At 74.0% G+C, this 12073-nt stretch carries 8 protein-coding genes, 2 tRNA genes and 2 pseudogenes; 1 reads left to right on the top strand and 11 read right to left on the bottom strand.

Annotated elements, in window-relative coordinates; translation table 11 throughout:
• The first annotated feature begins 1 nt into the window (after position 1).
• Positions 2 to 253 carry a hypothetical protein gene (locus LG634_RS08045; RefSeq protein ID WP_372482388.1) on the top strand — a complete coding sequence of 84 codons (252 nt, stop codon included), beginning with the start codon at positions 2 to 4 and terminating at the stop codon, positions 251 to 253.
• A 33-nt stretch (positions 254 to 286) separates the two neighbouring features.
• Here the strand turns inward: LG634_RS08045 and LG634_RS38415 are convergent.
• From LG634_RS38415 to rsfS, 11 genes and pseudogenes are all read right to left on the bottom strand, one after another.
• Positions 287 to 790, bottom strand: a pseudogene (locus LG634_RS38415) (YceI family protein); the annotation flags it as partial.
• Positions 791 to 1333: 543 nt separating this feature from the next.
• Positions 1334 to 3787 (bottom strand): annotated as a pseudogene (locus LG634_RS08035) (ComEC/Rec2 family competence protein); the annotation flags it as partial.
• The gene (locus LG634_RS08030; RefSeq protein WP_308072361.1) at positions 3784 to 4494 is read right to left on the bottom strand and encodes a ComEA family DNA-binding protein; all 711 of its coding nucleotides are present in this window, start codon (positions 4492 to 4494) and stop codon (positions 3784 to 3786) included. The pseudogene LG634_RS08035 and the gene LG634_RS08030, both read right to left, overlap by 4 nt.
• A 622-nt stretch (positions 4495 to 5116) precedes the next feature.
• On the bottom strand, positions 5117 to 5962 hold the full coding sequence (locus LG634_RS08025) for a DegV family protein (RefSeq protein ID WP_226732956.1): 846 nt from the start codon (positions 5960 to 5962) through the stop codon (positions 5117 to 5119).
• A 147-nt stretch (positions 5963 to 6109) separates the two neighbouring features.
• Positions 6110 to 6868 carry a hypothetical protein gene (locus LG634_RS08020; protein WP_226732955.1) on the bottom strand — a complete coding sequence of 253 codons (759 nt, stop codon included), beginning with the start codon at positions 6866 to 6868 and terminating at the stop codon, positions 6110 to 6112.
• A gap of 144 nt (positions 6869 to 7012) precedes the next feature.
• Positions 7013 to 9883: a leucine--tRNA ligase gene (gene leuS / locus LG634_RS08015; RefSeq protein WP_226732954.1), complete on the bottom strand. Its 2871-nt coding sequence runs from the start codon at positions 9881 to 9883 to the stop codon at positions 7013 to 7015.
• Between the two features lie 252 nt (positions 9884 to 10135).
• A tRNA-Ala gene (locus LG634_RS08010) sits at positions 10136 to 10208 on the bottom strand.
• Between the two features lie 151 nt (positions 10209 to 10359).
• Positions 10360 to 10593 carry a hypothetical protein gene (locus LG634_RS08005; RefSeq protein ID WP_226732953.1) on the bottom strand — a complete coding sequence of 78 codons (234 nt, stop codon included), beginning with the start codon at positions 10591 to 10593 and terminating at the stop codon, positions 10360 to 10362.
• Between the two features lie 133 nt (positions 10594 to 10726).
• Positions 10727 to 10799, bottom strand: a tRNA-Ala gene (locus LG634_RS08000).
• Positions 10800 to 10901: 102 nt separating this feature from the next.
• Entirely contained in the window at positions 10902 to 11549 is a 648-nt protein-coding gene (locus LG634_RS07995; protein ID WP_226733083.1) for a histidine phosphatase family protein, read from the bottom strand.
• Positions 11546 to 11992 (bottom strand): ribosome silencing factor, encoded by a 447-nt coding sequence (gene rsfS / locus LG634_RS07990; RefSeq protein WP_226732952.1) that lies wholly within the window; start codon positions 11990 to 11992, stop codon positions 11546 to 11548. Before rsfS ends, LG634_RS07995 begins: the two co-directional genes overlap by 4 nt.
• Between the last annotated feature and the right edge of the window lie 81 nt (positions 11993 to 12073).

Raw genomic sequence — 12073 nt, 5'->3', positions numbered from 1 at the left:
AATGGGAGCCGTGAACGCTCGACATGTACTGGTACTGCCCGACCGCGACGCCGCGCAGGAGGTGGCGGACGAGGTCTCGGACCGCTTCGGCCTCGCCGAGGAACCCCAGCTGGTCAGGGACGCCCTGGCCGGGGAGGACGACGCCGAGGACGCCCAGTGGCTGGTCGTCGTGGAGGACCCGCAGGGCCGCCTGGACCCCGCGGAGCTGGACGCTGTCGCCGTGGAGTACGAGGGCTGGCTGGAAGCCCCGTAACGGCCCGGCGCCCGGCCACCGCTGGCCGCCCGGTCAGTTCTTGTGCACGATCTGCACGTCGAGCGACACGTCGATGCTCGACCCGACGGCGGCTATCCCGTGGGCCAGCAGGGACTGCCAGGTGAGGGTGAAGTCCTCCCGGTGCAGTTCGGTGCCGGCCCGGCAGGCTGCCCGGGTCTCCCCCTCCATGCCGGTCCCGACCCCCAGGTACTCGGTGTCCAGCGTCACGGACCGGCTCACCCCGTGCAGGGTCAGCGCTCCCGCGACCGCCCAGCGGCTGCCGGTGCGGTGGATGAACCGCTCGCTGTAGAACTCGATCGTCGGGTGCCGGGCCGCATCGAGGAAGTCCGCCGACCTCAGGTGCTCGTCGCGCATCCGGACCCCGGTGTCGATGCTGGCCGCATCGATGATGACGTGCATCGCGGAGTCCTCCATGTGGTCCGCGATGCGGACCGCGCCGGCGAACGTGTTGAACCGGCCGCGGATCCTGGCCAGTCCGATGTGCCGCGCGCTGAACGCGATCGACGAGTGCGTCGGCTCTATCTCCCAGTGCCCGGGCCGCGGCAGCAGCGGCGGGTCGACGGCCTCCACGAGGATGTCTCCGGGCCCCGGCGGCCCGCCCGGCTCGACGAGCGCCGAGGCGTGGTACGGCGCGTAGCCCTCGGCGGTGACGGCGAGCCGGTACTCGCCGGCCGGCACCGCCGCGTGCAGTCCGCCGTACGGATCGGTCTCGCCGGCGACGATGCGCCGCCCGATCGGATCGGTGACCTCGTACCGGGCCTGCCGGACCGGCTGCTGGAACCGGTCGATCACCCGGCCGCTGAGCACGCCCGCTTCGGGCGGCACGGCCACGGTGAGTGTGGTGTGTGAACTTCCGGCCGTCTCATTCCCCCGCCGGCGACCGAACATCGCGTATGCACCCCCGTGCTGTCTGAACCGCTTCTGGCGACGACGCATTCGATCATGTGGACGTGTTGCGGGCAAACAGAATGGTCGGCCCGGTATGGCCGGGCCCGGCCCGTGCTGCCCGATGTAAGGACCGGACCGCCGGTACGCCCTTTCAGTCCGCCGTCGACGGCCCGCGGGGACGGCCCGCAGCCCCGGCCCGGCTCCGGTGACGGCGACCGATCCGTCGGTGTCGGTCCGCAGCACGGCGGCCCCGGCGGCCCTCAGGGCGGCCACGGTCCGGGCCGACGGATGGCCGTAACGGTTGTCCGCGCCGACCGGGACGAGCGCCAGCCGCGGCCGGGCCCGCGCGAGCAGCCCGGGGTCCTGGTGGGCGGAGCCGTGGTGCGCCACCTTGAGGACGTCGACCGGACCGAGATCCGGACGCTCTCTCAGCAGCGCCTGCTGGGCCGGCGGTTCGAGGTCCCCGAGCAGCAGCAGCCGGATCCCGGACGCCTGCACGAGCAGGGCGACGCTGGCGTCATTGGCCCCGCCGCCGGGCGGACCGCCGGGCGGCGGCCAGAGCACCTGCCAGTCCAGCGGCCCGGCCCGGCGCCGCTCCCCGGGCGCGGCCCGCACGACCGGCACCCCGGCGGCCGCCGCGGCTGCCCGCACCGCCCGCGCCCCTTCGGGCGGCTCGTCGAGTCCGGTGGTCTGGATCACCCCGACGCTGCGGCCGCGCAGCACGCCCGCGAGCCCGCCGACGTGGTCCTGGTGGAAGTGGGTCAGGAGCAGCAGGGGCACCCGGGTGACTCCGAGCAACCGCAGGCAGCGGTCCACCGGCCCGGGTTCGGGCCCGGCGTCGACGACCACGGCGGTGCCCGGTCCGGCGGCCAGCACCCCGGCGTCCCCCTGTCCCACCGCACACTGCACGTACCGCCAGTCCGGCGGCGGCCAGCCGGCGACCACCCGGGTCAGCGGCGCCGGCCGGACCACGGCCAGGAGCAGCAGCAGGGCCGCCGCCGCGCACACCCACCGGTGGCGGACCAGCCGGGCCGCCACGGCCACCGCGACCAGGGTCGCCGCGGCGAGCAGCAGTCCGCCCGTCACCCCGCCCGGCCAGCCCGCCTCCGCGCCGGGCAGGGCCGCGCCGGTGCGGGCCACGCCCGCGATCCAGCCGGCGGGCAGGCCCGCGCACCAGGCCAGCGCCTGCGCGGCCGGCATCCACACGGCGGCCGCGGCCAGCGCGGCGAACCCGAGGACCGTCGCCGGCCCGGCAGCGGGCTCCGCCAGCAGGTTGCACGGGACGGCGACCAGGCTGACCCGTGCGGCCAGGACGGCCACCACCGGGGCGCACACCGCCTGCGCGGCGGCGGCCGCCGCCAGCGGCTCGGCGAACCGCGGCCGCATGCCGCGCCGCTGGAGGGCGGTGCTCCACCGCGGCCCGAGGGTGAGCAGCGCCCCGGTGGCCAGCACGGAGAGCAGGAACCCGGGGCTGCGGGCGAGCCAGGGGTCGTACAGCACGAGCAGCAGCACGGCGGCGGCGAGCGCCGGGATCAGGGACCGGCGACGTCCGGTGCCGATGGCCAGCAGGGTGACCGCCCCGCAGGCCGCGGCCCGCAGCACGCTGGGCTCCGGCCGGCACACGACGACGAACGCGAGCACCAGCCCCGCCCCGCACACCGCCGTGCTCCGCAGCGTCAGCCCGAACCGGGGCGCCAGCCCGCCGCGTTCCGCCCGCATCGCCCGCCCGGGCGGTCCGACCAGCAGGAACAGCACCACGGTGAGGTTGGACCCGGAGACCGCCAGCAGGTGCACCAGGTCGGTGGCGAGGAACGCCTCGTGCAGATCCGGCGGCACCCGGGAGGTGTCGCCCACCACCAGCCCCGGCAGCAGCGCCCGGGCGTCGGGGGCCAGGCCTTGCGTCGCCTCGCGCAGTCCGGCGCGCAGGTCGCCGGCGGTCCGCTGGAGCCGGTCGGGTCCGCCGAGCACCTCCGGCGGCCGGCTGCCGGACACCCGGACGGCGGCCACCGGCCGCTCCCCGTCGTGCCGCGGAGGTACGAGCCGGCCGGTCACGCGGACCCGGACCGACGGCAGCAGCCGGGTCCAGGCCTCGTGCCGTGCGAACACCAGCACCGGCGTGCGGGTGGCAGTGGTCCGCCCGTCGGGCTCCGTGACTCGGGTCAGCTGCGCGTCGAGCAGCACCGCGGGCGGGCCGCGGCGGGTGCGCCTCGGGTCGGAGGACACCGTCAGTTCCGCGGTGACCGGGGTGTGTTCGGCGGCGAGGGCCGCGACGGGCCCGCTGCGGGCCTGCGCCGCGTGCAGTCCCGCCACCCCGGCACCGGCAGCCGCGCACAGCAGGACGGCTGCTCCCGCGGCTCCGAGCCGCCGCGCCCGGCCCGTGGCGGCGGCCCCGAGCAGCAGGACCCCGCCGGCCGCGCAGGCGGTCGTCCCGGCAGCGGCCCAGGCCCCCGGGAGGCCGACGGCCACGGCGGCGGCGGCCCAGGCCGCCAGCGCCGGCGGCACCAGCCGGAGATCGGCAGGCCCTTCCCGGTCGCCACCGGACCCCGCCGGGGGTCCCGGCCCGCCCCTCCCCGCCGCACCGCCCGCACCGCCCCCCGGACCCGGGCCGGGCCGTCCGCGGTTCACGGCCGCACCAGGGGGCGCAGGTCCGCGAACCTGCGCTCCCCGATGCCGGTGACCTGGCGCAGGTCGTCCACCGACCGGAAGCCGCCGCGGGCGGTGCGGAACTCCACGATGTGCCGGGCCAGGACGGGCCCGACCCCCGGCAGTGCGTCGAGCTGCTCGACGGTGGCGGAGCCGAGGCTGACCGGTGCGCCCGGTGCCGCAGCCCCGGGCGGGCCCGGCGGCCCGGCGGGCGGTGCCGGAGCCCCGACCACGACGTGCTCGCCGTCGGCCAGGACCCGGGCCCGGTTGAGCCCGCTGGTGTCGGCGCCCGACCGCACTCCCCCGGCGGCGGACAGCGCGTCCTCGACGCGGGCGCCGGCCGGCAGCCGGAGCACGCCCGGGGAATGCACCTTCCCGGCGACGTCCACGACGATCCGGGCGCTCCCGGCCGCCGCCGGGGCCGTGCTCGGGGCCACGGCCGCCCCGGCGCTCACCACCCGGGGTGCGGCCACCGGCTCCGGCCGCCCCGCCCAGAAGTGCCGGGCCGCGAACCCGAGGGCGATCACGAGCACCAGCACGACGGCGACCACCGTCCGCGTCTCGTACCCGCACCGCGCCTGCAGCCACACCGGCAGTCGCTCCCGCAGCGCAGCCCCCGCCATCGACACCGCGGGCGGCGTACCACCAGGCACCGGATCGAGCCGTACGGCCGCGGGCGGCCCGGCCACGGGCGCTCCCGCTGCAGGCGGCACACCGCCGGGCACCACCCCCGCCGGCACCCCCGGCAGCGGCGGCACCGACGGCGGCACGGGCCCGGGAGCCGTCACGGGAGCCGGAGCGGTCAGCGCAGCCGGAGCAGTCAGCGGAGCCGGAGCAGTCACGGGAGCCGGAGCCGAGGGCGGCGCGGGCCCCGCGCCCGGCGGGATCCCCGCCAGCAGCGTCCGGGCGCGCATCCGGACCGCCCCCGGATCCGGCCCGCGGCGCTGCCGGAACCTGCCGTCGGAGGCCGCCCGGCGACCCGGCCCGCTCGCCGCCCGGTCCGCCCGCCACCCGCCGCGGGGTCCGCGCCGTGCGTGCCTGCCCCGGCCCGCCCCGCCGCGCACCGCCGGGAGCGGGCCGGCCCCCGGGTCCGGCGGCGCCGCACCGGCAGCCGCGGCAGAATCCGCACCCGGGCGCGAAGGAACGAGGACATCCTGAACGTGCTGTCGAAGAGTCATGCCCAACACGTTAGGCAGAAAAGGAAATCAGCGGGCCGACCACCCGTTTTCTGTGCACAGCAGCCCAGTTGTGGACAACTCCGTCACCCGAACCGGTGCGTGCAAGGACCGCGAGGAGGTCACCGCGGAAGAATCACCGCGGAGAGACCACCGCGGCCAGCAGCCCCGGCCCCGTGTGCGCACCGATCACCGCGCCCACCTCGCTGACGTGCAGCTCCACCAGCCCCGGCACCCGCTCCCGGAGCCGGTCCGCCAGCCGTTCGGCGCGCTCCGGGGCGGCCAGGTGGTGCACGGCGACGTCCACCTCGGCGGTACCGGCCCGCTCCACCGCGAGCTCCTCCAGCCGCGCAATCGCCTTGGAGGCCGTCCGCACCTTCTCCAGCATCTCGATCCGCCCGCCGTCGAGTTGCAGCAGCGGCTTCACGGCGAGTGCGGAGCCGAGGAGGGCCTGGGCGGCGCCGATCCGGCCGCCGCGCCGCAGGTAGTCGAGGGTGTCCACGTAGAAGAAGGCGGACATGCCCGCCGCCCGCTTCTCGGCGGCCGCGACCGCGTCGTCCACGGTGCCGCCCGCCTCCGCGGCCTCGGCGGCGGCCAGGGCGCAGAAGCCGAGCGCCATCGCGACCATGCCCGTGTCGACGACCCGGACCGGCACCGGCGCCGTCTTCGCGGCCACCACGGCCGCGTCGTAGGTGCCGGAGAACTCGGAGGAGAGGTGGAGCGAGACGATGCCGGTGGCACCGGAGTCGGCGGCGGCCCGGTAGGCACGGACGAAGTCCTCCGGACTAGGCCGGGAGGTCGTCACCGGGCGGCGCTTCTGGAGCGCGAGGGCCAGCGACCGCGCGGAGATCTCGGTGCCCTCTTCGAGGGCCTCGTCCCCGAGCACGACGGTCAGCGGTACCGAGGTGATCGCGTGCCGCACCATCGCCGGCTGGGGCAGGTAGGCCGTGGAATCGGTGATGATCGCGACATGGCGGGACATGACGGGGAGGTTACCGGCAGGAGGCCGTTCCCGGCAGCCCGGGCCGCCCGCTCCGGCCGGCCCACCGGCCCCGCGCGACGCCCGCCCCCGTCCCGCCCGGGCCCGCCGAGCACGGGAGCGCAGGTCTCGGGTCCCGGGCCGCGGGTCTCAGGAACTGGCCTCGGGCCGCGCCGTCTTCTCCCACGGGTACGAGGTCTCCCACTGCTGCGTGGCCGGCCCGAGCGACTTCGGCCCCGCGGCCCCGCCGGCCCCGGCACCGCCCGGACGCCCGGCAGTCCCACCCGATCCGGCACCCGATCCGGCCCCGGCAGCACCCGCCCCGTCCACCGGGTCGAGCCCGTCGAGCCCGTCCGCCCGTTCCTTCGCCGCCCAGTCGCGCAGCGCCCCGGACTCCATCTCGATCTCCGAGGTCAGCAGGTCCAGCTCGTCCGAGGCGAAGGACCGGGCACGGTCGCGCGCCGCCCACCGCAGCGAGTCCGCCGCCTTGGTGATGCGCTCGGTGCGTTCCCGCAGCTCGGGCAGCCGCTCGGCGATGCGGGCCTTGTCCGGGTCGCTCTCCATCCGCTTCAGCTCGGCGTCCAGCTCGTGCCCGTGCGCGCTCAGGCGCTCGAACAGGCCGATGGTCTCGCGCAGGGAAGCGTCCTTCTCGACGCCCTGGAACAGCGCCTCCTGGGTGGCTCGCATCGAGTTCCGCAGGTCCAGGCGCAGCTGCGCCAGGCTGCCGCCGACGCCCGCCTGGCCGATGCTGCGGGCCCGCAGCGTGGTGTCCTCGACGGTCCGCCGGGCCTGCGTGATCGTACGGTCGACACCGGCCTTCGCCGCCTTGACGACCTTGGCCGTGACGTAGACGCCCAGCCCGAGGAAGGCGAACAGCATCAGCGCCACGATGATCAACAAGGCCTCCATGAGAGCCCCTTCCCCGGATGTCCCTGCCCGCTCTGCTTCCCTCCACCGTAAACGGAACGGGCAGGCCGGAGGTTCCCGCGAAACCCCCGTCCTGCCCGTAAGGGACAACCCTCAGGGCCGGCCCGCGGGCCGGCCCGTCACGCGTCAGATGACGATGTTGACCAGCTTCGGTGCACGCACGATCACCTTGCGGATCTCCGCGCCGCCCAGGGCAGCGACCACGCCCGGGTCGGACACGGCCAGCTGCTCCAGGTCGCCCTCGGAGATCGTCGGCGGCACCTCCAGGCGGGCCTTGACCTTGCCCTTGACCTGCACGACGCAGGTCACCGCCTCGTCCACGACGTACGCCGGGTCCGCCACCGGGAAGTCCTGGTGGACGACCGAGTCGGTGTGGCCCAGGCGGTGCCACAGCTCCTCCGCGATGTGCGGGGCCAGCGGGGCGACCAGCAGCACCAGCTGCTCGGCCACCGGCCGGGACAGCGGGCCGCCGGCCTTCGTCAGGAAGTTGTTCAGCTCGGTGATCTTGGCGATGGCGGTGTTGAACCGCAGCCCCGCCAGGTCCGCGCCGGCCCCGTCGATCGCCTTGTGCAGCGCGCGCAGCGTGTCCTCGCCGGGCTCGGAGTCGACGACCGTCACGGCGCCGGTCTCCTCGTCGACGATGTTGCGCCACAGGCGCTGCAGCAGGCGGTACTGGCCGACCACGGCGCGGGTGTCCCACGGCCGGGAGACGTCCAGCGGGCCCATCGCCATCTCGTACAGGCGCAGCGTGTCGGCGCCGTACTCCTCGCAGATGGTCTCCGGGGTGACGGCGTTCTTCAGGGACTTGCCCATCTTGCCCAGCTCGCGCTTGACCGGCTCGCCCTCGAAGAAGAACGTGCCGTCCCGCTCCTCGACCTCGGTCGCGGTCACCGGGAAGCCGCGCTCGTCACGGTAGACGTACGCCTGGATCATGCCCTGGTTGAACAGCTTGTGGAACGGCTCGGCCGAGGAGACGTGGCCCAGGTCGAAGAGCACCTTGGACCAGAAGCGCGCGTACAGCAGGTGCAGCACGGCGTGCTCGGCGCCGCCGACGTAAAGGTCGACACCACCGTGCGGGGCGCCCTCGCGCGGGCCCATCCAGTACCGCTCGATCTCCGGGTCGACCAGCGCGTCGGAGTTGTGCGGGTCCAGGTAGCGCAGTTCGTACCAGCAGGAGCCGGCCCAGTTCGGCATGGTGTTGGTCTCGCGGCGGAACGGGCGCAGGCCGCGGCCGTCGCCCAGGTCCAGCTCCACGTTGACCCAGTCCTCGCGGCGCGACAGCGGGGTCTCGGGCTTCGAGTCGGCGTCGTCGGCCTCGAAGGTGCGCGGCGAGTAGTCGTCGACCTCGGGCAGTTCCAGCGGCAGCATCGACTCGGGCAGTGCGTGCGCGACGCCGTCCTCGTCGTAGACGATCGGGAACGGCTCGCCCCAGTACCGCTGGCGGCTGAACAGCCAGTCGCGCAGGCGGAAGTTGACGGTGCCCTCGCCGATGCCGCGCTCGGTCAGCCAGGCGGTGATGGCGGCCTTCGCCTCGACGACGCCCAGGCCGTCCAGGGAGATGCCGTCGCCGGCCGAGTTGATCAGCTTGGCGTCGTGGGAGACGAACGCGTCCTCCCAGTCGGCGGTGTCGGTGCCGCGGCCGTCGGTGGGCTCGACCACGCAGCGCACGGGCAGCTCGAAGGCGCGCGCGAACTCGAAGTCGCGGCTGTCGTGCGCCGGCACCGCCATGATCGCGCCGGTGCCGTAGCCCATCAGCACGTAGTCGGCGATGAAGACGGGCACCTTGGCGCCACTGACCGGGTTGACGGCGTACTCGCCGGTGAAGACGCCGGTCTTGTCCTTGGCCTCGGCCTGGCGCTCCACGTCGGACTTGGAGGCGGCCTGCTTGCGGTACGCGTCGACGGCCTCGGCCGGGGTGGCGTGGCCGCCGGTCCACACCTGGTGGGTGCCCTCCGGCCAGGCGGCCGGGATGAACTTCTCGACCAGCGGGTGCTCGGGCGCCAGGACCATGTACGTGGCGCCGAACAGGGTGTCGGGGCGGGTCGTGAAGACGGTGATGGCCTCGTCGCCCAGGGCGAAGTCCACCCGGGCGCCTTCGCTGCGGCCGATCCAGTTGCGCTGCTGCAGCTTGATGGCCTCGGGCCAGTCCAGCTCGTCCAGGTCGTCGATCAGCCGGTCGGCGTACGCGGTGATCCGCATGTTCCACTGGCTCAGCCGCGACTTGAAGACGGGGAAGTTGCCGCGCTCGGACCGGCCGTCGGCGGTGACCTCCTCGTTGGCCAGGACGGTGCCCAGGCCGGGGCACCAGTTGACCGGCGCGTCGGAGGAGTAGGCCAGGCGGTACTCGCCCAGGACGTCGGCGCGCTCGGCCTCGGTCAGGGCGGACCAGGCGCGGCCGCCGGGGACCTCGCGGGTGCCGGCCTCGAACTCGGCGGCCAGCTCGGCGATCGGGCGGGCCTTCTTCGCGTCCGTGTCGTACCAGGAGTTGTAGATCTGCAGGAAGATCCACTGGGTCCACTTGTAGTAGTCCGGGTCGATCGTCGCGAACGAGCGGCGCTTGTCGTGGCCCAGGCCCAGCCGGCGCAGCTGCGCCTTCATGTTCTCGATGTTGGCCTCGGTGGACACCCGCGGGTGGGTGCCGGTCTGCACGGCGTACTGCTCGGCGGGCAGGCCGAACGCGTCGAAGCCCAGGGTGTGCAGGACGTTGTGGCCGGTCATCCGCTGGTGGCGGGCGAAGACGTCGGTGGCGATGTAGCCGAGCGGGTGGCCGACGTGCAGGCCCGCACCCGAGGGGTACGGGAACATGTCCATGATGAACTTCCGGGGCCGCGCGGCGACGGCCGGGTCGCCGGCCAGGTCACCGGTCGGGTTGGGCGCCTCGTAGGTGCCCTCCGCGTCCCATACGTCCTGCCAGCGTGCCTCGATGTCGGCGGCCATGGCAGCCGTGTAACGGTGCGCCTCGGCCGCCTCGGGGGCCGGGGTGTTCGTCTCGCTCATGATTCCTGAAGCTCCATCGATCGTCTCTGCCGTCTCGGCCCGCCCAAACGAAAAAACCCCTCGCACAGGAGGGGACGCCGCGCCGATGCCGGCCTGGTCATCGCAGGCCCGGTACTGATCAGCGCGGCTCGGTAAGCAGAAGGCGTACGGCACGCATGGCGTCAGGGTACCGCAGCGCTGTCTGCGCCCGCTCGGACGACCGCACAACGAGAAGGCGGGCCACCCGATCCGGGTGGCCCGCCTTCTTCACTGTGGAGCTAAGGAGAATTGAACTCCTGACCTCCTGCATGCCATGCAGGCGCTCTACCAACTGAGCTATAGCCCCTTGTTTCTCTCTGCCGCCGGGCCCCTTCTCGGTTTCCCTTGCCGGTTCCCCTGGCGACATCGAGAACATTACACGAGCTGCGGCGAAGTCCAAAAACGGGTTTCCGTCGCGCCCGGTTCGCCCGCTTCGCCTGTCCTGCCCGCACCGGGCGTCAGGCGCTGGCGAACTGGTAGAAGCGCTTGAGGGTGCAGTGCTCGTCGAGCAGGCGGCCGTAGATCGGCTCGCCCTCCAGCTCGCGGTACGTCTCGATGGGGTCGCCTTTTATGATCAGCGCCCGTGCGCATTCCTCGCACCAGTACTGGTAGTCGGCGTTGACCGGTTCCATGTCCCGCACGATCGGCGTGCCGCTGTTGCACCAGTCGCACCGCCGCCGGTGTGCACCCATCAGTCAGCGACTCCCTCCCGCTCCGGGCCGTCGTCTCCCCCTCCGGCGCTCCGATTCTGCCATGTCGGGCCGGGGTCGGGCAGGGGAACAAAAGCAAGGATCCCGCCCCCTGTTGGGGACGGGATCCTGATTGTGGAGCTAAGGAGAATTGAACTCCTGACCTCCTGCATGCCATGCAGGCGCTCTACCAACTGAGCTATAGCCCCGCAGTTCGCTTGCTTCCCGCTGTTTCCTGCGCTCTGCGCTGCGAACAAGAAGAACTCTAGCCTGCGATGGGCCCGAAAGTGAAATCCGGGTCCCGGACGCCGTCAGTCGTCGTCGCCGAGCACCGGTTCGGGCAGGGTTCCGGCGTTGTGCTCCAGCAGGCGCCAGCCCCGCGCGCCCTCGCCGAGGACCGACCAGCAGCAGTTCGAGAGGCCGCCCAGACCCTCCCAGTGGCGCGGCTCCAGGCCCAGCAGCCGGCCGATGGTGGTGCGGATGGTGCCGCCGTGGCTGACCACGACGAGGGTGCCGTTCGGCGCGAGCGCGTCGGCGTGCCGGAGCACCACCGGGGCCGCCCGGTCGGCGACCTCGGTCTCCAGCTCGCCGCCGCCGCGGCGGACCGGCTCGCCGCGCTTCCACGCCGCGTACTGCTCGCCGTACTTCGCGACGATCTCGTCGTGCGTCAGGCCCTGCCACTCGCCCGCGTAGGTCTCGCGGAGGGCGGCGTCGTGCGCGACGGGCAGGCCCGTGATCGCGGCCAGCTCGGCGGCCGTGGCGGCCGCCCGCTGCAGGTCGGACGCGACGATCGCGTCGGGCCTGAGCGAGGCCAGCAGGCGCGCCGCGCGGCGCGCCTGGGCCAGGCCGGCCTCGGTCAGCTCGATGTCCGTGGAGCCCTGGAAACGGCGCTCCAGGTTCCACGAGGTCTGGCCGTGGCGCCACAGGACGATCCGGCGGCCGGCCTTGGTGGCGCTCAGAACAGATCACCGTCCAGGTCGTCGTCGCCCTGGGCCTCGCGGAGCTTCGCGTGCTCCTCGGCCTTGCCCTTGGTGAGCTTGGCGTCCTCGGGCAGCTCGATCTCGGGGCAGTCCTTCCACAGCCGCTCCAGGGCGTAGAAGACCCGCTCCTCGCTGTGCTGGACGTGCACGACGATGTCGACGTAGTCGAGCAGGATCCAGCGGGCGTCGCGGTCACCCTCGCGGCGCACCGGCTTGGCGCCGAGCTCCTTGAGGAGGCGCTCCTCGATCTCGTCGACGATGGACTTGACCTGGCGGTCGTTGGGCGCCGAGGCCAGCAGGAAGGCGTCGGTGATCGACAGCACGTCGCTGACGTCGTACGCGATGATGTCGTGCGCGAGCCGGTCGGCCGCCGCCTGAGCGGCGGTGGTGATGAGCTCGATGGAGCGGTCCGTGGCGGTCACAAGCCATGCTTTCGGTTGGAGGTCAGATCGACCTCAAGGGTCTCATGTACCGCCGTGACCGCCCGCGCAGATTCCGGTCCG

It is taken from the genome of Streptomyces bambusae, assembly GCF_020532645.1.
GTDB lineage: Bacteria > Actinomycetota > Actinomycetes > Streptomycetales > Streptomycetaceae > Streptomyces > Streptomyces bambusae.
The sequence above is the reverse complement of the archived record's forward strand: the minus strand, read 5'-3'. Positions and strand labels throughout refer to the sequence as shown.

Excerpts from the sequence above, each read along its gene's own strand:
- LG634_RS08045 (WP_372482388.1), top strand. The coding sequence starts at position 2 with ATGGGAGCCGTGAACGCTCGACATGTACTGGTACTGCCCGACCGCGAC.
- LG634_RS08025 (WP_226732956.1), bottom strand. The coding sequence starts at position 5,962 with ATGTCCCGCCATGTCGCGATCATCACCGATTCCACGGCCTACCTGCCC.
- LG634_RS08020 (WP_226732955.1), bottom strand. The coding sequence starts at position 6,868 with ATGGAGGCCTTGTTGATCATCGTGGCGCTGATGCTGTTCGCCTTCCTC.
- leuS (WP_226732954.1), bottom strand. The coding sequence starts at position 9,883 with ATGAGCGAGACGAACACCCCGGCCCCCGAGGCGGCCGAGGCGCACCGT.
- LG634_RS08005 (WP_226732953.1), bottom strand. The coding sequence starts at position 10,593 with ATGGGTGCACACCGGCGGCGGTGCGACTGGTGCAACAGCGGCACGCCG.